This window comes from Gaoshiqia sediminis, assembly GCF_025907915.1.
Lineage (GTDB): Bacteria > Bacteroidota > Bacteroidia > Bacteroidales > Prolixibacteraceae > Gaoshiqia > Gaoshiqia sediminis.
Window position 1 is genome coordinate 23,848 of sequence record NZ_JAPAAF010000037.1, and the last position, 21,448, is coordinate 45,295.

At 44.8% G+C, this 21,448-nt stretch carries 15 protein-coding genes, 1 tRNA gene and 1 riboswitch; of the genes, 10 read left to right on the forward strand and 6 right to left on the reverse strand.

The window, feature by feature from the left end:
• The first annotated feature begins 248 nt into the window (after positions 1-248).
• Both N2K84_RS17080 and N2K84_RS17085 read left to right on the forward strand, forming a co-directional pair.
• Positions 249-2,309, forward strand: coding sequence for a glycoside hydrolase family 32 protein (locus tag N2K84_RS17080; protein WP_282593047.1), 2,061 nt, complete (start codon positions 249-251; stop codon positions 2,307-2,309).
• A gap of 83 nt (positions 2,310-2,392) precedes the next feature.
• Positions 2,393-3,967 carry a glycoside hydrolase family 32 protein gene (locus tag N2K84_RS17085; protein ID WP_282593048.1) on the forward strand — a complete coding sequence of 525 codons (1,575 nt, stop codon included), beginning with the start codon at positions 2,393-2,395 and terminating at the stop codon, positions 3,965-3,967.
• Between the two features lie 45 nt (positions 3,968-4,012).
• Here the strand turns inward: N2K84_RS17085 and N2K84_RS17090 are convergent, their stop codons facing one another.
• From N2K84_RS17090 to N2K84_RS17100, 3 genes are all read right to left on the reverse strand, one after another.
• Positions 4,013-6,763, reverse strand: a complete 2,751-nt coding sequence (locus tag N2K84_RS17090) for a substrate-binding domain-containing protein (protein ID WP_282593049.1) — start codon at positions 6,761-6,763, stop codon at positions 4,013-4,015.
• A gap of 490 nt (positions 6,764-7,253) precedes the next feature.
• Positions 7,254-7,328: transfer RNA gene (locus N2K84_RS17095), tRNA-Val, on the reverse strand.
• Between the two features lie 88 nt (positions 7,329-7,416).
• Positions 7,417-8,718, reverse strand: coding sequence for a bifunctional folylpolyglutamate synthase/dihydrofolate synthase (locus N2K84_RS17100; protein WP_282593050.1), 1,302 nt, complete (start codon positions 8,716-8,718; stop codon positions 7,417-7,419).
• Between the two features lie 124 nt (positions 8,719-8,842).
• Between N2K84_RS17100 and N2K84_RS17105 the strand changes: the two genes are divergently transcribed.
• From N2K84_RS17105 to N2K84_RS17130, 6 genes are all read left to right on the forward strand, one after another.
• Complete coding sequence (locus N2K84_RS17105) at positions 8,843-10,174, forward strand: PhoH family protein (protein WP_282593051.1); 1,332 nt, start codon at positions 8,843-8,845, stop codon at positions 10,172-10,174.
• A gap of 117 nt (positions 10,175-10,291) precedes the next feature.
• Complete coding sequence (gene mtaB / locus N2K84_RS17110; protein WP_282593052.1) at positions 10,292-11,593, forward strand: tRNA (N(6)-L-threonylcarbamoyladenosine(37)-C(2))-methylthiotransferase MtaB; 1,302 nt, start codon at positions 10,292-10,294, stop codon at positions 11,591-11,593.
• A gap of 24 nt (positions 11,594-11,617) precedes the next feature.
• Positions 11,618-12,409: an inositol monophosphatase family protein gene (locus N2K84_RS17115; RefSeq protein ID WP_282593053.1), complete on the forward strand. Its 792-nt coding sequence runs from the start codon at positions 11,618-11,620 to the stop codon at positions 12,407-12,409.
• 47 nt (positions 12,410-12,456) lie between these two features.
• Positions 12,457-12,942, forward strand: coding sequence for a hypothetical protein (locus tag N2K84_RS17120; RefSeq protein WP_282593054.1), 486 nt, complete (start codon positions 12,457-12,459; stop codon positions 12,940-12,942).
• 14 nt (positions 12,943-12,956) lie between these two features.
• Positions 12,957-13,979, forward strand: a complete 1,023-nt coding sequence (locus tag N2K84_RS17125) for a glycosyltransferase family 2 protein (protein ID WP_282593055.1) — start codon at positions 12,957-12,959, stop codon at positions 13,977-13,979.
• Positions 13,980-14,076: 97 nt separating this feature from the next.
• Positions 14,077-14,736 carry a hypothetical protein gene (locus N2K84_RS17130; RefSeq protein WP_282593056.1) on the forward strand — a complete coding sequence of 220 codons (660 nt, stop codon included), beginning with the start codon at positions 14,077-14,079 and terminating at the stop codon, positions 14,734-14,736.
• Positions 14,737-14,819: 83 nt separating this feature from the next.
• Here N2K84_RS17130 and N2K84_RS17135 read toward each other — a convergent pair whose 3' ends face one another.
• The gene (locus tag N2K84_RS17135) at positions 14,820-15,140 is read right to left on the reverse strand and encodes an Hsp20/alpha crystallin family protein (RefSeq protein WP_282593057.1); all 321 of its coding nucleotides are present in this window, start codon (positions 15,138-15,140) and stop codon (positions 14,820-14,822) included.
• A gap of 369 nt (positions 15,141-15,509) precedes the next feature.
• Positions 15,510-15,606, forward strand: a riboswitch (TPP riboswitch).
• A gap of 45 nt (positions 15,607-15,651) precedes the next feature.
• Here N2K84_RS17135 and N2K84_RS17140 point away from each other — a divergent pair.
• On the forward strand, positions 15,652-18,084 hold the full coding sequence (locus N2K84_RS17140; RefSeq protein ID WP_282593058.1) for a TonB-dependent receptor: 2,433 nt from the start codon (positions 15,652-15,654) through the stop codon (positions 18,082-18,084).
• 43 nt (positions 18,085-18,127) lie between these two features.
• Here N2K84_RS17140 and N2K84_RS17145 read toward each other — a convergent pair whose 3' ends face one another.
• Positions 18,128-18,667, reverse strand: a complete 540-nt coding sequence (locus N2K84_RS17145) for a carbonic anhydrase (RefSeq protein ID WP_282593059.1) — start codon at positions 18,665-18,667, stop codon at positions 18,128-18,130.
• 261 nt (positions 18,668-18,928) lie between these two features.
• On the opposite strand from N2K84_RS17145, the gene N2K84_RS17150 reads away from it, so the two are divergent.
• A complete protein-coding gene (locus N2K84_RS17150; RefSeq protein ID WP_282593060.1) occupies positions 18,929-19,273 on the forward strand; it encodes a translation initiation factor in 345 nt (114 codons plus the stop codon).
• A gap of 103 nt (positions 19,274-19,376) precedes the next feature.
• Here the strand turns inward: N2K84_RS17150 and N2K84_RS17155 are convergent, their stop codons facing one another.
• On the reverse strand, positions 19,377-20,096 hold the full coding sequence (locus N2K84_RS17155) for a peroxiredoxin (protein ID WP_282593061.1): 720 nt from the start codon (positions 20,094-20,096) through the stop codon (positions 19,377-19,379).
• Between the last annotated feature and the right edge of the window lie 1,352 nt (positions 20,097-21,448).

Below are 21,448 nucleotides of genomic sequence, written 5' to 3' on the forward strand. Positions count from 1 at the left end.
GGCTGACTAAAAATCAAATTAGCCAGTCTCTTTTCATTTTTGTGGCGTTTTTCTTTCATGGAAAATCTTTCCTGAAATGGGCTACTTACTGACTTTCGAATCAACGTTCCCCGCTAAAATCTGATAAAATGAGAGTGAAAATAAAATCCATATTCATTGGGCTATCTTTTTTTCTTTTTTGCGCATGTACCTCCCAGGAAAAGTACGACGCTAGCTGGTCTTTTGAAGAGAATTTGCAGACTGAAACCATGGAGACAGTTTCCGGTCAATATTCCGTTATTCGGTCATTTAAAACAAGCGCTGAATTTGTTGCAGGTATAAGTGGAACAGGCCTTCGCACCGATGGGTATTCTACTTTCATAAATGCTAAATTCCTCAATGAGGTCTCAGCTCCTGTTTCTCTTGAAGGCTGGTTTGCTCTTGAAACTTATCCAACCGACACTGCCGGATTTTTCGCTATAGAACAGGATTCGGCAAACTGGATTTCAGCTTGCATCAATCAGTTTGGCGAACCTATGATTTCGGTTTGTAACGATGGAAAAATATCCTGGTATCCTTCCAACACCAAAATGGAGAGATTTAAGTGGCTAAATGTTATTTTAAGTGTCTCAGATAATAAGGTAGTCCTTTTCCTGAATGGAGAAAGACTCGTATTCGCGGGTGGCGAGTCATTTAAAACGCCAGATTCATTTACGAGCATTTTGATCGGACGGGATACACGCGAAAAGAAGATCCATATTTTCCCGGTTACTTATATCAATGGGATTATTGATGAGGTAAAGGTTTGGAATAGGGCGCTTTCGGAAAGTGATCTGAACAAGAAAGAAATTGAATTACTGGTTGAAAACAGCCCTAGCCTGGCGATACCGGAGATACGGTTTGAAGGTGATTTCAACCGCCCAAAATACCATATTCTCCCGGCAGCAAACTGGACCAATGAAACACACGGACTAATCTATTATAAAGGGAAATACCACATTTTCAACCAAAAAAATGGGAACAATGTCTATCTGGGCCAAATCAACTGGGGACATTTCAGCAGTCCTGATTTGATGCAGTGGACGGAACATCGCCCTGTCCTCACCCCGGAGCCGGGCTACGACCAGCTGGGGATCTGGTCGGGACACGCGGTGATTGATGATTCGGGAACCCCCGCAATCATGTACACCGGTGGCAATGGCGGACCGAATGGAATGTGCCTGGCGTTTCCGAAGGACAGCAGCTTGATTGAATGGGAGAAGTACAATGGGAACCCGGTGGTTGACGGACCTCCGCAACAATATACACGAAAAGATTTTCGTGATCCTTATGTGTGGAAGGAAAACGATACCTGGTATATGATCGTTGGTTTTGGCATAGAAGAAGATGTGAAAAAAGGGACTGTATTGCTTTACCAATCTTCCGACCTGAAGAATTGGGAGTATTTACATCCCTTGTTTACAGGTGATCCCGCCAATGACGGTTCGGGCATATTTTGGGAAATGCCTGTTTTCTGGAAAATGAACGGAAAGTATATTCTTTCTGTGAATCCAATCCCCTATGACGGAAAACCGGCAGTAGCCATTTATTGGGTTGGTGATTTTGTCAACTATCATTTTGTTCCCGATCATAAAAAACCGCAAAAGCTTGAAGTAATCAATCGCATGCTTTCGCCATCAGTTGCCCTGGACGAAGACGGTCAAACCACGGCCATCGCAATCATCCCCGATCTTATCCCGGCGGAAATGCAAATGAAGCAGGGCTGGACACATCTATACAGCATCCCGCGTACCTGGGATTTGGTGAATGGAAAGATTTACCAACAACCGCATCCGGCGATCCAAAAATTGAGGAAAGATCAAACTTCCTTCCCCGAACAGGAAATAACCCCCGGGAAAAACCTGGTTGTTTCAACCGGAAAGCATCAGTTGGAAATTATAGCCAAAATCGTTCCTCAAAATTGCGAACGTTTTGGGTTTAATATAGGCAAGAACGCGGAGAACGGGGAAGTAACGCCGATCTGTTTCGATCTCAAAAATGACAAACTGCTGGTTGATTTGACACACTCAAGCAAAAACGAACAGATATACAAAAAAATGGAATCGGGAGACTACAAGCTCAACAAAAATGAACCGGTTGAATTGCACCTGTTTATCGATGGCTCGGTGGTGGAAGGCTTCATTAACGGTAAAGATGCTTTTACAACACGTATTTTCCCGGAATTTGAGAACAGTAATGAAGTGGAGCTCTTTTCTGAAGGTGGGAATATTCTCTTGAAAGAATTAATGCTTTGGGGGCTTAAAAGTAGTAGTAATCAAACTGACTTTTAAATGGTGAACCCAATTAACCTCAAGCTGAACTTAATGTAAGCGAAAGTAGAACAACCGGATATAAACAATTTAAACAATAATCAATGAGAATAACACTAATCCTAATTTTCGCCTTAGTGGTAATTAGCTGCACCACTAAAGAGCAAAAGGGAATAAATGACCAGCAGCAAAAATTTTATGCTGAAAAATACCGCCCTCAGTTCCACTTCTCTCCGGAAAAAATGTGGATGAATGATCCCAACGGAATGGTTTATTATGACGGAGAGTATCACTTATTTTATCAACATTATCCTGATGACAATGTATGGGGACCGATGCACTGGGGGCATGCCATAAGTAGGGACCTGGTTCATTGGCAACATCAGCCTGTTGCTTTGTATCCTGACTCTTTGGGGATGATTTTTTCCGGAAGTGCAGTTGTTGATTGGAAGAATACCTCAGGGTTGGGCTCAGCCAATAAGCCTCCTCTCGTGGCCATTTACACGATCCATAACAGAGAGGACGAAGAAGCAGGGCGAAATGATTTCCAGTCTCAAGGTGTTGCCTATAGTCAGGATAAAGGAAGAACCTGGATCAAATATGCGAATAATCCTGTGCTTAAAAATCCAGGAATCAGAGATTTCAGGGATCCCAAGGTTACTTGGTTTGCAGACTCAGAAAAGTGGATCATGACATTGGCGGTACAGGATCGTGTTGAATTTTATTCTTCACCAAATTTGATTGATTGGACAAAGGAAAGTGAATTTGGAAGTAGTCTTGGTGCACATGGTGGCGTGTGGGAGTGCCCGGATCTGTTTGAAATGAAAGTCAAAGGGTCGGATGAAAACGTGTGGGTATTGCTGGTAAGCATTAATCCTGGAGGACCTAATGGAGGATCAGCAACCCAGTATTTTCTTGGTGACTTTGACGGCAGCGAATTTACGACAGAACAATCCGAAACAAAATGGCTGGACTACGGTAGGGATAACTATGCCGGGGTGACCTGGAGTGATATTCCGGAAGCGGATGGACGTCGTCTGTTTATTGGCTGGATGAGCAATTGGAGCTATGCTACCGCGGTGCCTACCGAAAAATGGCGTAGCGCCACAACCATCCCTCGTGAGTTGATACTGGAAAAGGTGAATAATGAGTATGTTTTGACTTCAGTTCCCGTAACCGAACTCGAAATAATCAGGGATGAAGGAATCGAGCTACCGTCACAGGTCGTTTCCGGACAAATTCAACTTGAAACTGCGAATATTGAGCCCATGCGTTCGGAGATGAAATTCAGTTTTCAGCTAAAAAACGATTCACAAAATGATGGCCCTGAAGAGTTTGGTATAGTGTTAAAAAACAACCGAGGTGAGGACTTTAAAATTGGATATTTGTCTACTGAAAGTATGTTTTATACCGATCGCTCAAATGGTGGCCTTGATTCATTTTCTGATAATTTTGCAGGAAAACATTCCGCAGAATACAGAGCCGGTGAGACAATGGAGATCCATTTATTTATTGATGAAGCTTCGGTGGAAGTATTTGTTGACGGTGGATTACTCGTGTTTACTGATATCGTTTTTCCCACAGAGCCCTATAATAAAGTTGAACTGTTTGCAAAGAATGGAAGCATGAAACTTCAAAAGTGCGAAGTTTGGAGTTTAAAATCCATTTGGGAACCATAGTTTTGTTAGTTTAGCCAGATCCTGCAGCCCGATTCTTACATCGGGCTATTTTTTTGCGTAATCGGATGGCGAAATACCAAACTGTTTTTTAAAGCACTGTGCAAAGTAAGAAGGGGAAGAGAATCCAACTTCGTAAGCGATTTCTGACATACTTTTACCACTCGTTCTAATCAATTCAAGGGATGCTTTGAGTTTCACCATACGGACATATTCACTCACTGACATTCCGGTAAGTTTCTTGATCTTTCGATAAATTTGCACCCTCGATAAACCTACCAAATCACTGAGTTCTTCTACCGTAAATTCATCTTTTTGAAGATTGTCTTCTACAATCTTTGATACTCTGTTAAGAAATTTTTTGTCCAGTCTTGAGATATCATTGGGTACCTCGTCGATAAAGTGTTGGCTTTTATATCGTTCGTGAATTTTTACACGAAGCTCAAGCAATTTTCTAATCCTAATTTGTAAATGATCTTTGCTAAATGGTTTCGGAATGTAAGAATCTGCTCCTTCCTCAAGTCCCTCTAATCTTTGTTCCAGCGAGGATTTTGCCGATAATAAAATGATTGGAATGTGGCAGGTTTTCAGATCATTTTTAAGCTGGTGGGTTAGTTCGAGACCATCCATCTCAGGCATCATTATATCGCTCACAATTAAATCCGGCTCTTCCTCTTCAATCATTTTTAAGGCAACCTTCCCATTTGGGGCTTCCAGAATTTCATAGCTTTCCTCTAAGCATTCTCTGATGTACGAACGGACTTCACGATCATCTTCAACCAACAGAATTCTTGGTCGTTCTGATGAAACTGTTTCTTTTCCTGTTTCCCTATCGGCAATTTCTGGATTTAGGTAAATTTTATTATAAACCAGTTGTTCATGCATTATTGGTTTTTGAACGTCATCTGACACTTTTTCATCCCGGTTTAAATGCGCATCTCCCAGTGGAAGTTTTACTGTAAAAGTTGTTTTTTTGCCTTCTGCACTTTCAACATTTATTCTTCCATGATGCAGTTCAACGAATTCTTTCGACAAAGCCAGTCCAAGGCCTGTTCCTTTAAAATTATCAGATTTTTCAACCTGGTAAAAACGGTCGAAAATATGATTGATATGTTTGGGAGAAATTCCTTTCCCGTTATCGGTAATTTCGATAACCAGTTCTTCGTCCCACAGTGATTTTACGATCGGATTTTCTTTTCGGAGTTTTATTTGAATCGTACCTTTTTCAGGAGTGAATTTAAATGCGTTGGAAAGAAGATTGAATACAACCTTATCCAACTTGTCCCAGTCAAACCATGCCATAAGTTCTTGCAAATCGGTATCAAAAATCAAATTGATCTGTTTATTATCAGCAAGTGGCAAAAATGATTCACGAACCTCGTTAAGAAAATCAACCAAATTATAATTACCAGCCTGAAGCCTCATTTTAGCATTTTCTATTTTTCGGAAGTCCATGAGTTGGTTGATCATTTGAAGCAAACGAAGTGCGTTCTTATGCATCAAACCAACTCGCTTTCGAATATCGTCCGGCAATCCTGATGACTTAAGAAGATCCTCGAGAGGTCCAACAATCAGCGTTAGCGGGGTTCTGAACTCATGCGATATATTTGTAAAAAACCTAAGTTTTTCCTGTGTCACTTTCTCCAGTTTGTCCGACAGGGTTTTTAATTCTTCTTTTTGTCTCTCCAGGTTGTGATTGGCATCTTTCAATTTGTTAAATGAACGAAAAAGCAGGAACATTAACAGGATTACAAGCAGGAAAGTACCGGTAATAAAATACAGCATGAACTGTTGGACTTTATACCTTTCTCCAAGGGTGAGCAGCATGTTCTGAGATTTGGAAATGTCAGATTGCAGGGAATTAATTTTATCAAACTGTTTCCTGATTATATCAACATTGGTAGGATCAACAAGGGTGGTAGCTAATAGATTTTCTTTTTCATAAGGTTCGCCATGCAGAATTTTTGATGCTATTTCAATGGCTTCTTTCCCTCCTGTTGGATAAATTAAAGTCGCAGAAAGTATACCTTCTTCAACCATTTCTATTCCACCTCCTTCGTTCGGTAACCCATCAACCCCTACAATCAAGACCTCTTTTCCCAAAGATGATTTTGAAATAACCGTACTCGCAATCTTCGCAAAATCATCATTAAAAGCGAAGATGGCTTTAATATTACTGTCTTTCTTAATTATCTCTGGTAGTTTATCAGAAATAACCTCAAGAGATTCATTTGTATTTATTTTATCAATGTTTTGTATCTCAGGATAATTCTCAAGGGTTTGATTAAATCCTAATGTTCTTTCTATTGCTGGTGACGAATTTAAACCGCCCATTATCTCAACAATCTTACCCGTATTTGCCAGTCTGTTGGCAATGTAATTTGCAGCCACTTCACCAATTTCATAATTATTTCCGCCGACATAAGCACTGTAAAAATCAGAATCAATTTTCCTATCGACGAAAACCACAGGGATACCCTTCCTATAAACTTCTTCAATAACCGGTTGTACAGGACTGATCTGATATGGAGATACGATTAACAGATCTATTCCCATTTCCATCAGTTCATTAATTTGTTGCACCTGAAGGTTGGCATCATCGTATGCCTGTTTAATAACCAGGGATAGGTCATCATGAAACATTAATTCACGTTCCATTTCTGCTTCCATGTTTTGCCGCCAATCTGCATGCTGTGCGCATTGCGAAAAACCAATCAAGTATTTATCTTTTGAAAAGCCGTTCTGAAAGGAAAATATTAATAAAAAAACGGTAAGTATTTTGTTGATTTCTTTTGTCATTTTTTTTATCCTGAATACGAGATTGTAAAAACTAAAGTAGCAATAAATTTCGTGTTAAAATAGGAAACCTGTTCAATAACTGAGATTAGAAATCGAGGTTCAATATGATCGAAACAAATTTAATCTCATGCATCACTTGTGCTTGATATTTAGAGGATTGGAAGTGTGAGGAAGACTCAGTCTCAGTATGCCGTTTCGTCAGCGGGATGGCGTGTTGTTGCCAATGGCTGGCGATTGTTTCAATGCGGTTGGAAACGACTAACTACATTCCTTTGTTAACGCTGTACTCAAACGGAAAGGGGAGCGGAGAAATAAACATTATCTAGGTGAAAAAAATAATTAAGATACCAAATTGAAGTGGGAGAAACGATTTGGATATAGCTTTCATATGCAGTGATCCGGAATTGGATTTTTTTGGTATGAGAAAAAATAAAAAAGGCAGTAAATCAACGATTTACTGCCTTTTGATTTCATTTGAAATCCATTTGTGTGGGCGGTGAGGGATTCGAACCCCCGACCCTCTGGGTGTAAACCAGATGCTCTGAACCAGCTGAGCTAACCGCCCGATTTCTTTAGAACGTTGCCTGTTTTTCAGAAAGGCGTTGCAAATATAGGCGCTTTTTTTTACGGTGCAAAAGAATCGTAAAAAATTTTCAGGAAAAATAATCGGCCACCACAAAGGTGCTGCCGCCGATAAAGATCAGATCGTGCACGTCGGCATTTCTACGGGCTTCACTTACAGCTTCTTTCACCGGCGGGATTACTTTTCCGGATAAACCGGCCGCCTCGGCCTTTTCTTTTAAAATTTTTGCATCGAGTGCCCGGGGAATGTTCGCCTGGGTGAAATAATAGCTGGCCTCGGGTGGTAGCAGGGCCAAAACGCCGTCGATATTTTTGTCGTTCACCATGCCGATTACCATGTGCAGTTTTTTCCAGGCCATATTGCGCAACTGTTCGATCACCAGTTTCAGTCCGGCCTCGTTGTGCCCGGTATCACAAATGATCAACGGATTGTTGCTCACAATTTCCCAACGGCCGCGAAGCCCTGTGTTTTTCTTTACACCGGCCAATCCCCGGTAAATATCATCCCGGCTGATTTGCCAGCCTTTTTCCCGAAGAATTTCCAGTGTTTTCAGTACTCCAGAGATGTTTTTACGTTGGTAGCTGCCGAGCAAATCCGTTTTCAGTTCGGGGAAAGCCGGTTTTTTGCCTTTATTGAAATTGAAAAGTTGCAACCCTTCCGGTAAAAACATCGAATAGGCAGCCGAATATTCCTGGTCGGCAAAATAGATTGGACTTTTCGTTTCGTTGGCCTTGTTCTCAAAAACAGCCTGGTAGTTTTCATCGGTTTCCGAAACCACCACCGGCACCCCGGGTTTAATAATGCCAGCCTTTTCGTTGGCAATGGCCGGAAGGGTTTCGCCGAGCAGGTTGGTGTGGTCCAGGCTGATGTTGGTGATCAGCGACACTTCGGGGGTGATGATGTTGGTCGAGTCCAGCCGGCCGCCAAGCCCCACTTCGATCACTGCTACATCCACCCGGCATTTCCTGAAGTATTCAAAGGCCATGGCCACGGTCAGTTCAAAAAAGGAGGGTTCGAGGCGGGCAATTTTGTTTATTTGTTGAAAGTGTTCCACAAAGGTTACTACTTCCTCCTCGGGAATCATTTCCCCGTTTACCCGGATGCGCTCCCGGAAATCGATCAGGTGAGGCGAGGTGTAAAGCCCAACCCGGTAGCCGGCTTCCTGCAAAACGGAAGCGATCATGTGCGAGGCCGATCCTTTCCCGTTGGTGCCGGCAATGTGGATGGACTTAAATTCGCGGTGCGGGTACCGGTACATTTCGTCCAGCGCAAGCGTGTTCTCCAGCGTATTCTTATAGGCAGCAGCTCCTGTCCGTTGAAACATAGGCAACTGGCTGTATAAATAATTCAAAATTTCCTGATAGCTTTTCATTATTGTTCAAATAGTTATGACAACCGCGCCGGGTTGTCAATAAAACAGTAACATCTTTTAACAGTACATGCAGGATTGGTCTCTTATTTTTTTCTACATTTAAGAAAGTCTAAAACGTACTACTATGGCAGGCCGAAAACTCACTAAAACGTTCGTGTTGGATACCAATGTTATACTACACGACCACAACTGCATTTACCAGTTCAAAGATAATGATATCGTGATTCCTTTAACAGTTTTGGAGGAACTCGATAAATTCAAAAAAGGGAACGACCCGATTAACTTTCAGGCCCGCGAGTTTGTGCGCATCCTGGACGATATTGTTGGTGAAAAATTGTTTAATGGGGGTATTCAATTGGGAACCGAGCTGGGTAAGTTGATCATCGCCACCGGGAAGCCTTTTTCCGAGACGATGAAGCAATCCTTCAAGGAAGATATTCCGGATCACCGGATTTTGGCTATAGCCGAACACATTACCAAAGAGAATCCAAAGCGTCCTACTATTTTGGTTTCGAAAGATATCAACTTGCGGATGAAGGCAAAATCGTTGGGCATTCTGGCCGAGGATTATGAGAATGATAAGATAAAGGATCCCCAGGTTTTCGAGAAGTCAATCATGGAGATGGAAAACTTCAACGATCAGCTGATCGATACCCTGTACAACGAAGGGGCATTTCCCTATGCCGAATCCGGCTTGAAAGAGCAGCCCATTCCAAATGAATTTTTCATTCTGAAAGGGAACAAGTCCAGCGTTTTGGGTCGTTACGATAGCGCCACCCAACGTATGGTGCGGGTAGAAAAAAAGGTGGCATACGGCATTAAGCCTCGGAATGCCGAGCAAACATTCAGCCTGAATGCTTTGCTGAATCCCGATCTCAAACTGGTGTCGCTCACCGGAAAAGCCGGTACAGGGAAAACCCTGCTGGCGTTGGCAGCTGCCCTGGAACAGCACAAACTATACGAGCAAATTTTGTTGGCCCGCCCTATTGTGGCCCTCAGCAACCGTGACCTGGGTTACCTGCCCGGCGATGCCACCGAAAAGATCAGCCCGTATATGCAACCGCTCTTTGATAACCTGAGTGTGATCAAACATGCCTTCAACCCGCGAAGCCAGGAATATCAGAAAATTGATGAACTGCTGAAGGAAGAGCGGCTGATAATTACCCCGTTGGCTTATATTCGGGGACGAAGCCTGTCGAACTCGTATTTTATTGTGGATGAGGCCCAAAACCTGACACCACACGAGATAAAAACCATCATCACGCGGGCTGGCGAGGGAACCAAGATGGTTTTTACCGGCGACCTGCAACAAATCGACTCGCCCTACCTCGATATGAAATCGAACGGGTTGGCCTATATGACCGACAAAATGCGCAAGCAGGAACTGTTCTCGCACGTCAACCTTGTGAAAGGCGAGCGAAGCTATCTGGCTGAACTGGCCAGCGACCTGTTGTAGCCGGAACTCATTTTCAGATACTTTTCAGGGACTTCAACTTAATGTAGTTGAGGTCCTTTCTTTTTAGCGGTCAATTTTTTGTATTTTTGCAGCGCCAAAAACAAAGGGAACGAACAGATGGATTATAAAGGCAAAAAAGCAGCTTTCTTTACATTGGGTTGCAAACTCAATTTTTCGGAAACTTCAACTATTGCCCGCCATTTCGAGGTGATGGGCTTCGAGCGGGTTGATTTTAAGGAACAAGCCGATGTGTATGTGGTCAACTCGTGTTCGGTAACTGCCGAAAGCGACAAGAAAAGCCGCAACATCATCCGGCAGGCCATCCGCCGAAACCCCAATGCCGTGGTCGTGGTTACCGGATGTTATGCGCAATTGCAGGCTGATGCGATCAAGGAAATTAAAGGCGTTGATTATATTTTGGGGACCAATGCCAAGTTTCGCATGACTGATTTTATGAACGGGCTACAAAAGCGCAACGAAACTTTTGTGTTGCTTCAGTCGCAACAGAAGAACAAGGATTTTTTTCATGCCGTGTCGTGGGGCGACCGTACCCGCAGTTTCCTGAAAGTTCAGGACGGGTGCGACTATTTCTGTACGTACTGCACCATCCCGTTTGCGCGGGGCCGCAGCCGGAACGACAAAATCAGCAATACCGTGGCCGAGGCCCGCGAAACCGTTGCGCAAGGCATTAAAGAGATCATCCTGACCGGCGTGAATATTGGTGATTTCGGGAAAAGTACTAACGAGAAGTTCATCGATCTGCTACGCGGCCTGGATGAAGTGGACGGCCTGGAACGCATCCGTATTTCGTCGGTAGAACCCAATTTGCTGAATGATGAAATCATCGATTTTGTAGCCACGTCCAAGCGGATTATGCCTCATTTTCACCTGCCCCTTCAGTCGGGTTCGAACGATGTATTGCAATTGATGCAACGCAAATATAATCGCGAATTGTTTGCCGAGCGGGTGCACAAAATTAAATCGGTATTGCCCAATGCTTTCATTGGTGTTGACATCATTGCCGGAACCAATGGCGAAACTGAAGCGTTCTTTCTGGACAGTTACAACTTTGTGAAAGGCCTGGATGTCTCACAATTACATGCTTTCCCGTACTCCGAAAGGCCGGGCACCAAGGCTTTGGAAATAAAACCGGTTGTTCCGGTGGACGAACGCAAGCGACGGACCCATCAGCTGATCATGCTTTCGGAGAAGAAATTGCGGGCTTTTTACGAACAACATGCCGGGCAGGTTCGTCGGGTGCTGTTTGAAGACGAACACGATAATGGACGTCTCAAGGGGTTCACTGACAATTACATCCGGGTAGAAGCGGATTATCGTCCCGAACTGGTCAACCAGGTGTGCCCGGTTAAACTTTCAGAAATAAATAACGAAGGAAATTTTGAAGTCACCTTGCTTTAACCGAATTTCGAACAAAAAAGAAAGATGGATTTGCAAGATATTTGCAGACAGATTGGGGTAATTGCGAAAAAAGCGGGACAGTTTATTCGCGAGGAACGGTCGAAAATTACCAGTGAAGACATTGAGCTGAAAGGTAAAGCGAGCCTGGTTACCTACGTGGACAAAACAGCCGAGCAGATGCTGGTGGCCGAGCTTCGGAGAATTTTGCCGGAGGCCGGTTATATTACCGAAGAAGGTACAGCTGGCGAGCAGGGAGAAAAGTACAAATGGGTGATCGATCCGCTGGATGGTACCACCAATTTCATTCATGGCATTTTCCCGCATTCGGTATCCATTGGTTTGCTGGAAGATAATGTCCCGGTTGCTGGGGCCGTTTACGAGGTTGGCCAAGACGAGCTTTTTCTGGCCTGGAAGGGAGGCGGCGCCTGGCTGAACGGACAACGAATTTCGGTGTCCAGGTCATCAAAGCACGAGGATGTGTTGCTGGCCACCGGCTTCCCGTACTACAATTTCGAGATGCTGAACGACTACCTTCGCCTGCTTGAGTTTTTCATGATCGAAACGCGAGGCATGCGCCGCATGGGATCGGCAGCGGTTGACTTGGCCTACGTGGCTTGCGGACGTTTCGACGGTTTCTTCGAACATGCCCTGCATCCCTGGGATGTGGCGGCCGGCATTGTTTTGGTCCAGGAGGCGGGCGGTAAATTGTCTGATTTTAAGGGAGGCGACAATTTCCTGTTCGGAAAAGAGCTGGTGGCGGCCAATGCCAATTATTTCCAGTCATTTTTTGAGAAGGTAAACGAGCACCTTGGATAGTTTTTCAGCATACCCGTTGTTCAACCACGGCCAATGCCTTAACTTGCATGAAAAAGTACGACATGGCTGAAAAAGAAATTGCGCTACTCAACAAACAGGTTGAAAAACTTGCTGATAATAGTTTCGACCTGGAGGCCTGGAAAAAACAGACCCTGCTTTTCCTGACCCGAATTTTTGGGCCGGACCACCCGGTTGTAAAGATGATCTCGGACCTGAAATACGACTATTCGAGCTGGCATTTGCGCGATGCGACGGGTAATGAAAAAACCGACGACCCCGTAAAGATGCAAGCCCGTGAAATACTCGATGCTGCGGTTCTCGAACTTGAAACATTGGGGATCCCCGGGAAGACAGAGCACACATCGGCTATTTGGGATATTCTGGAAGATGAACTTACCGGCAAGCAGATCAAAGAGCTTAAAGAAATTATGTCAGAAAATATTTCAGACCGTGCGCAGAAAATCAGTGAAAAATTAAATGCTTTGAATAAGGAAAACCTCATCAATATTCTATCAAGGATTATGATTTCCTGACTATCTTTGCGCGGATGAAGCCATTGAAAACTGCCATTGTTATACTCAACTGGAACGGGGAGAAACTCCTTCCCCGGTTTTTGCCATCCGTCATTGAAAACAGTCAGCAAGAAGGTGTCGGAATCATTGTTGCCGACAATGGTTCTACCGACCAGTCTGTTTCACTTCTTCAGGAAAAATTTCCGCAAGTTCAATTGCTTCAGCTTGACCACAATTATGGGTTTGCACGTGGCTACAACGAGGCGCTCAAACAAATAGACGCCGAATATTACATATTGCTCAATTCGGATGTGGAAGTGACTCCGGGATGGATCGATCCACTGATCCAACTGATGGAAGATAATCCGGAAGTGGGAGCTGTTCAGCCCAAAATCCTCAGTTGGCACAACAAGGATGAGTTTGAATATGCCGGTGCGGCCGGTGGTTTTATCGATAAGCTGGGCTTCCCGTTTTGCCGTGGCCGTATCCTCAATATCAATGAGAAAGATACAGGTCAGTATGATCAGGTTACGTCTATCTTCTGGGCTACTGGCGCTTGCATGGCCATCCGGGCGAACCTGTTCCGCGAGGCCGGTGGATTTGATGCCGACTTTTGGGCCCACATGGAAGAAATTGATCTGTGCTGGCGGCTGAAAAATATGGGGTACAAAATTCAGTTTACGCCAAACAGCCGGGTTTTTCACCTGGGCGGTGGTAGCTTGCCATACGATAATCCGCATAAGCTTTTCCTGAACTTCCGCAACAGCTTGTGGTTAATGTATAAAAACCTGCCACGCAGAAAGTTCTACAAAGTGTTGGCAGGGCGCATGTTGCTCGACGGGGCCGCTGCTTTTAAGCTGCTCAGTGAAGGGAATGTAAATGGGTTTGGCAGCGTTTTTAGGGCGCATGTGGCTTTCTACCGTTCGTTGCCGGCGCTGCGGAAAAAGCGGAAAGAATTGCGGCATCTTTCCTCGCAAAAGTGGCACGATGAAATTCTGTGCAAAAGCGTGATCTGGAAATTTTACATGGAAAAGAAAAGGACATTTCAGGATATGTGACCCCTCTCCGGAAGACGAGAAAAACTTCATTCCGGATAAATCATACGAACAAAAGGGGAGGTGTTTAATCTCTTGATAGATAAAAGATTGGGTGTAGATGAATAGGATTTTAATGTTCTTGGTTTTGATTTGTTTGCTGTCATCTTGTGCCGTGCAGCACAAAAGTCTATCCGGCCTCCGGGAGTGGGCCTATCCGCAATCGCAGTTTGATCATCAGGTGAATTTTGGATTTGTTGATGATGTTTTGGATGAAACCAACAATAAACGGGCGGCCAAATGGGCCAAACGGAAGAATATTCATGTAATTGCGATCCGGTTGGTGAATACGGCCAATTATCCGGTGCACGGATCGCAGATTTCTTTTTTGACAAATGGCGGGCAGGCTGAAATTATTCACAATCGTTGGTTGGCCAAAAAGGTCAGGCAGCGCGTTTCTCCGTTCATGATCTTGTTTCTTCCGGCCCACCTGATCGAATACGGTCTCTTTCATTCGAATGATGATGAGGAGGAATATTATCACCAGGCGTCCAATGAACCGGAATCGTACTACCTCACGGACGAGCTTGCCCGTAAAGCCGAGGCTAATCGTAAAAAGGCCAATTTCGACCTTCATCGGGAACTGATGGACTTTCAACTGGCCTCTCAAAAGTTGATGCCCGGGAAACCCGTTTATGGGTTAATTGGCATACGCAGCAAACAGGATCTGACAGATATGAAGGTCATTGTTAATGAGATCGATTATCAGGTTGTTCAATAAAAAAGCCCCGCCAACCGGCAGGGCCCAAAACTCAACTAAACTAAAACCAATTATGAAAATCGTTTGTGCACATGATGCCGCGCTTACGAAATTTCGATCATTCGTGGTGCATGACCTTTAAATTCCTCCCGTTTGGGAAGAACTACTTTCAGCACGCCATTTTTGTGCGAAGCGTTAATTTTATTAATATCCACACCGTCGGGCAATTGGAACGAACGGCTGAATGACGAGTAATTAAACTCGCAGAACACTACTTTGCTGCCTTCTTTTTCCTGTTTTTCTTCTTTCCTTTCCGACGAAACCGTCAGGACATTGTCTTTCAGGTCGATATGGAAATCTTTTTTATCCAGGCCCGGAGCGGCAACTTCAATCTCGTAGTTTTCTTTGTTTTCGTAAACATTCACACTGGGACTTGAGTTCCATCCGGATTTTTCAAAAAAATCATTCCACAAATTTTTTCCGAAAAATTCATCAAATAAATTCGGAACGTTTCTGTTGTTTCGGATTAATGGTAACATAACTTGTCCTCCTATTCTTTAGTTAAACACTGTTTGTTATTGCTTTTCACCTGTAGATTATCAAAGTGCAGGCCAAGCCATTTTTTGTATCCCGATACGATTTTCCTGCCGGTTTTGCTTGTCAAAATGTCGCTTCAAGGGTCAATATTTCAGGTTTTTAACTCGTTCGTTCTGAAAAAATTTCAGTGTGGGGTGAAATTTGAATAAAAAAAGATGTTGAGGTTTTCTAATTTTTTACATTACCTTTGCTACCGATTTTACGCAATGGGGTGTCCTAAAGAATCGGACTGAGATCATACCCAATGAACCTGATCCGGGTAATGCCGGCGTAGGGAGGGCGAAAGGAAATGCTGTTTCCTACCTCATTGGTTAGTTATTAACCAAATTTTCAAAAAAAATGAAACGATTATTCATGCTGTTGCTGTTGCAAGGAGCTGTTGTATGTGCATTTGCGCAACTTTCGGTAACCGGGGTTGTGAAAAGTGCGGATGGAGAAATTTTACCCGGGGCAACCGTCATTTTGAACGGCACGTACCGGGGAACTGCTACCAGTGAGCAGGGACAATTTGAGTTCGGGCAACTGAAGCCCGGGAATTACGAACTTCAGATTTCGTTTATCGGTTACGAGAAAAAGACTGTGCCGGTTAAGCTTCAGAAATCGCTCACGCTGCAAATTGAGTTGAAGCAATCCGGGGTGTTGACCGATGAGGTGCTGGTTGCTGCCACACGGGCAGGCGATAAAGCGCCTGTGGCCAAAACCTCAGTTGACAAGGCCACCATTGACAACCGGAACATGGGGCAGGACATTCCGTACCTGCTAAGTATGACCCCCTCGTATGTGGCCACATCGGATGCCGGGGCAGGAGTAGGTTACACCAATTTCCGCATCCGGGGCACTGATTTGAACCGCATCAATGTCACCATCAACGGTGTGCCCATGAACGATGCCGAGTCGCACGGTACCTGGTTTGTGGACATTCCCGACCTGGCCGGATCGATCGACAACATTCAGGTACAGCGCGGGGTGGGGACTTCTACCAACGGGGCTGCTGCTTTCGGGGCAACCATCAACCTGCAAACCACTACGCTCAACAAAGAGGCGTATGCCGAGTACAAAACTTCATCCGGTTCGTTCCATACCGTTAAAAATTCGGTGGCTGCCGGTACGGGACTGATCAACGGCAAGTTTACCGTGGATGCCCGCCTTTCGAAAGTAACTTCCGACGGGTTTATCGACCGCGCCTCGTCTGATCTGAAATCGTTCTTTGTTTCGGCGGCCTACTATTCGGGTAACACCCTTCTGAAAGCCAATGTTTTTTCGGGTTTCGAAGAAACTTACCAGGCATGGAATGGAGTCCCGTCTGTTCGGCTAAACAACGACCTGGAAGGGATGAGACGTTACGAAGAACACTGGTTGTACACGCCGCAACAAACTGAAGAGATGATCAATTCCGACAGCCGCACATACAACATTTACACTTACAAAAATGAGGTGGACAACTATCAGCAGGATCATTATCAGCTGCATGTCTCGCACAAGTTTACCGAAGCGCTCAATTTGAACGCTGCCCTGCATTATACCTACGGTCGGGGGTATTACGAAGGCTACAAGGAAGACAAGAAATACAGTAAATTTCAGATGATTGCCCCCGACGGGCGTGAAACTACCGATTTGGTTACCCGCAAGTGGCTGGACAATGATTTTTACGGAGCCACTTTCTCGTTGAATTACGAGCAGGATAAATCGGCCTTTACCTTTGGAGGTGGTTACAACGTGTACGATGGCGATCATTTTGGACAGGTGATTTGGGCGCAGTACATGGGAGAAAACGAGAAAGACCACGAATGGTACCGGGGTACCGGGCTGAAAAAGGACTTCAACCTCTTTGGAAAATACAATTACCAGTTGACCGAAGCGCTCAGTTTGTATGCGGATTTGCAATACCGCCACATCAATTACGATATTGACGGTATCGATGACGACCTGCGCGATTTGACGCAGTCGCACAAATTCAACTTTTTCAACCCAAAGTTCGGGCTGTATTACCGGCCGGATAACTCACGGGAAGCTTATTTGAGCTATGCGCGTGCCAACCGCGAGCCCAACCGCAGCAACTTTGTGGATGTGGATGAAGGTGATCCAACGCCAAAATCGGAGACGCTGAATGATTTCGAAGCGGGCTACACCTGGAAAACATCGCGTTTTCTGTTAGGGGCTAACCTGTATTACATGGATTACAAGGACCAACTGGTTCAAACCGGCGAAGTAAACGATGTTGGTACGCCGCTTCTGGTGAATGTGGACGATAGCTATCGCGCCGGGATTGAACTTTCGGGCGGTCTTAAAATTAGCCGTACCTTAAACTGGGACGCCAATGCCACCTTCAGCAAAAACAAGATTAAAAACTTTATTGAGTATGTTGACAACTGGGATACCTGGGGCCAAGAGTCTTTTGAACTGGGAAAGACCGATCTGGCTTTTTCGCCAAACGTGATCGTTAACAGTCAGTTAAGCTATAAGCCGATGCAGGCGCTTAATATCAGCCTGCTTTCCAGCTATGTTGGCGACCAGTATATCGACAATACATCGAGTAGCGAGCGTAAGTTGGACGCCTGGTTTGTGAACAACCTGAAAATAGACTATGCCATGAAGTGCAGGCTATTTGACGAGGTGAAGTTGCACCTGATGGTGAATAACCTGTTCGATACCGAATACGATAGTAATGCCTGGGTATATTCGTATCTGTTGGGGGGCGAACGCTTCGCGATGGACGGGTATTTCCCGCAGGCCGGAATTCATTTCTTTGCCGGAATTGATTTCAAGTTTTGATTCCAAAATCCCCGGGGCTTCGGCTTCGGGGTTTGTTTTTTAGCTATGCTTGGATCTGGGCAATTTTGCCGGTATCCACATTAAAATACAGCGGGGCCACTTTTATGTTGGGATAGCGTTTTCGCAGACGGTTTGCCTCGGCCACCAAAAACTCAATGGCATCGCCAATTTCAAAAAAAGGCGACAGGTTTTCGAAATGATTTTTGGCGCTTTCTTCTTTCCATCCTGCATTTTTCACCAGTCCGCTGATAAATTCCTTTTTTCGTTCTTCCAGTCCAACCATGCCACATTTGTTGTGCCCGATGAGGGCGATGTAACGAAGGTCGCCCACCGCGATGGCATACGAAACCTGAAATTCATGATAAAACAGGTTGGCCCCACCCGAACGGATGATAAAAGCAAAATTTTCCGGTATCCACAAGTTTTTCCGGTTGTCCATACACATCCCGATCAGTAGTTGTGCCTGATCGTATTTGCAGAAGGTTTTATTCAAGTTGTGATATTCCAGCAAAAGTCCGATGGGGGTGTTCCTGTATTCCGGCAGAATATCGCTGGTGGCATGTACTTCGATCAATTTAGTCATTTCGCTTAGATGTTTCCCTTTCTTTCAAACCGGGAAGCAGAACGAAAAGTTCACCCGCATCGGGATAAAACAGGATTGCTTTGTGCCTGAATTTTGTGTGGTGCTGCTTAAGTGTTTGTGATATAGACACTACGTGGGATTCTGGTGACTGGGGCAATTGTCGTTTTCGTTGCTATTGCGTTGGTGGGTGAATTATTTTTAGGATATCGGCGTTTCGGACACTAGCGTTTTTCTGCTACTTTTGGAGCTAAAATTAGCGATATGGCAAAAGACTGGAAAGATAGGCTGGGGGTGGTTTATTCAACCAATCCTGATTTTCAATTTGAAGGCGGGCAGGAGGAAGGCCAGGATACCCTTCCGCCAGCAAAGCAAAATCTGAAAGTGGAGCTTGATAAGCGAAACCGGAAAGGCAAAGCTGTAACACTCATTAGCGGTTTTGTGGGCACAGAAGATGATTTAAAAGAATTGGGCAAAACCCTGAAAACCAAATGTGGGGTAGGAGGCTCGGCAAAGGATGGCGAAATCTTGATCCAGGGGGACTTTCGCGATAAAATTATTCAAATCCTTCAGAGCGAGGGTTACAAGGTAAAGCGCGTAGGAGGTTAGGTCGGTAAATGATTCAGGGCTTCACGTGATGTGAAACCCTGAATAGGAATTAGCCGGATATCCCTGAAGACACCCCGCTTTCAATCAACTTAGTATTAACCCATTATTTTTTTAGCACGGTTTTCAGCACTGTTTCTTTGTCCAGTTTCTTGGTGCAGAAGAACCAGTCTTTGCATTCCAGGCCTTCTTCTTTTCCATCCATCCGGTCTTTGGCTGTTCCGCACGATCCGGCAGGCGAAATGATCACGTCGTCGCCCGGAGTCCAGTCGGCTGGCGTAGCAATCGAGAAAGCGTCGGCAGTTTGCATGGCAATCAGCGCACGGTAAAGCTCATCGAAATTACGGCCAAGGCTTAGCGGATAATAAATGATGGCGCGGATAATTCCTTTGGGATCGACAAAGAAGACGGCGCGCACCGCTTTGGTGTTGCTTTCACCTGGCATCATCATTCCGTATTTCTTGGCTACTTCCATGGTGATGTCTTCAATCAGCGGGAACTTAACTTCCACATCCTTCATGCCCTTGTACTCGATCTTTTCCTTTATGGTGCGCAACCAGGCAATGTGGCTGTACAATCCATCAACCGACAGGCCAATGAGTTTACAATTTGCTTCGGCAAATTTATCTTCCAGGGTGGCGAAGGTCATAAACTCGGATGTGCAAACCGGTGTAAAGTCGGCTGGATGGCTAAACAGGATGGCCCAACTTCCTTTATAATCAGAAGGGAAGTTGATCTCGCCCTGGGTAGTTACGGCTTTAAATTGGGGAGCAGCCTCGCCAATGCGCGGCATGCCAAAAGCTTGTTGTTCTTGGACTTGTTCCATTTTCTTTTTAATTTTTTGGTTAATTATTAAAGTTAAGACTTGAAGATTAAAAAAATGTCATAAATCGGTAAAAGATAACCGCAATAATCAAACACTAAATAGCGCACGAATGTTCATGTTTCTTCTGCGAAAATTTACCTGCTGGATGATATAAATACAGCTCCTGAATAGTAATCCATTAATTTATAGTACGTTCGTTTTTGTCTGAAAGGTCATTTCAACCCCGGCATACCCCGGCATTTGCCAGGCCTGTAAGGCAGGCCAATCAGGTTCGATCATCGAATGGATTCTGCCATATCAACTTCAGACTATAAGCTTACTTTTTCCAAGGTTTCTGTAAGCTTACTACTAGATAAATAAGAAAAGACTTAGATATAATTAAGGAAAAGTCAGGGTTAAATTCGATTCGGATCCAATGATGGTATTTGGGTGCTGATCCAAGGTTTCATTCAACCCGCTTCGGGGTTGGGGGAGTGGTGGTTGGTTGTCGTATTCCCCCAATTGGATTGGAGGTGATGAATGGTTGGATCACTTTGTGATCGGGGTGCTTCGGTTGAGCTTGGCTTTTCCAGTCGTACTGATTACTCCAAAGGAGTTGAATTGGATTTTAGGGTCGAAAAGTTGCTTCCGGTATGCAGTAAAGCGTATGGTCACGACATGTCGTGACCGTCCGGCTGCCAAAGAACAGGCGCTTACGTTTAATTGGGCGTTTGGGGCTACGTTCCATCATCTATTATTTTTGACGGAAAGCTTTCCGGGAGACGTGATATCCGTTTAGTACAACCCGCTTCGGGGTTGCGGGAGTGGTGATTGGTTGTCGTATTCGCCCAATTGGATTGGGGGTGATGAATGGTTCGATCATTTCGTGATCGGGGTGCTTCGGTTGAGGTTGGCTTTTCTAGTCGCCTTGATTACTCCGAAGGAGTTGAATTGGATTTTAGGGCCGAAAAGTTGCTTCCGGTATGCAGTAACGCGTATGGTCACGACATGTCGTGACCATACGGCTGCCAAAGAACAGGCGCGTTCGTTTAATTGGGCGTTGGGGTCACGTTCCATCATCTATTATTATTGACGGAAAGCTTTCCGGGTGCCGCGATATCCGGTTCGTACAACCCGCTTCGGGGTTGGGAGAGTGGTTGGTTGTCGTAGTCCCCCAATTGGATTGGGGGTGATGAATGGTTGGATCACTTCGTGATCGGGTGCTTCGGTTGAGGTTCTCTTATTTAGTCGTCCCGATTACTCCGAAGGAGTGTCACGTTCATCACCGCCAGTGTAACTGGCGGATAGCGGATCGGAAAAGCAGGAACTCCGAAGGAGTTCAACATTCTTAAATCAGATACTTTTCGTCGAAG

Bases quoted from the DNA above. Each gene is read 5' to 3' on its own strand.
- N2K84_RS17080 (WP_282593047.1), top strand. From the start codon at position 249: ATGGAGACAGTTTCCGGTCAATATTCCGTTATTCGGTCATTTAAAACA.
- N2K84_RS17085 (WP_282593048.1), top strand. From the start codon at position 2,393: ATGAGAATAACACTAATCCTAATTTTCGCCTTAGTGGTAATTAGCTGC.
- N2K84_RS17090 (WP_282593049.1), bottom strand. From the start codon at position 6,763: ATGACAAAAGAAATCAACAAAATACTTACCGTTTTTTTATTAATATTT.
- N2K84_RS17100 (WP_282593050.1), bottom strand. From the start codon at position 8,718: ATGAAAAGCTATCAGGAAATTTTGAATTATTTATACAGCCAGTTGCCT.
- N2K84_RS17105 (WP_282593051.1), top strand. From the start codon at position 8,843: ATGGCAGGCCGAAAACTCACTAAAACGTTCGTGTTGGATACCAATGTT.
- mtaB (WP_282593052.1), top strand. From the start codon at position 10,292: ATGGATTATAAAGGCAAAAAAGCAGCTTTCTTTACATTGGGTTGCAAA.
- N2K84_RS17115 (WP_282593053.1), top strand. From the start codon at position 11,618: ATGGATTTGCAAGATATTTGCAGACAGATTGGGGTAATTGCGAAAAAA.
- N2K84_RS17120 (WP_282593054.1), top strand. From the start codon at position 12,457: ATGAAAAAGTACGACATGGCTGAAAAAGAAATTGCGCTACTCAACAAA.
- N2K84_RS17125 (WP_282593055.1), top strand. From the start codon at position 12,957: ATGAAGCCATTGAAAACTGCCATTGTTATACTCAACTGGAACGGGGAG.
- N2K84_RS17130 (WP_282593056.1), top strand. From the start codon at position 14,077: ATGAATAGGATTTTAATGTTCTTGGTTTTGATTTGTTTGCTGTCATCT.
- N2K84_RS17140 (WP_282593058.1), top strand. From the start codon at position 15,652: ATGAAACGATTATTCATGCTGTTGCTGTTGCAAGGAGCTGTTGTATGT.
- N2K84_RS17145 (WP_282593059.1), bottom strand. From the start codon at position 18,667: ATGACTAAATTGATCGAAGTACATGCCACCAGCGATATTCTGCCGGAA.
- N2K84_RS17150 (WP_282593060.1), top strand. From the start codon at position 18,929: ATGGCAAAAGACTGGAAAGATAGGCTGGGGGTGGTTTATTCAACCAAT.
- N2K84_RS17155 (WP_282593061.1), bottom strand. From the start codon at position 20,096: ATGGAACAAGTCCAAGAACAACAAGCTTTTGGCATGCCGCGCATTGGC.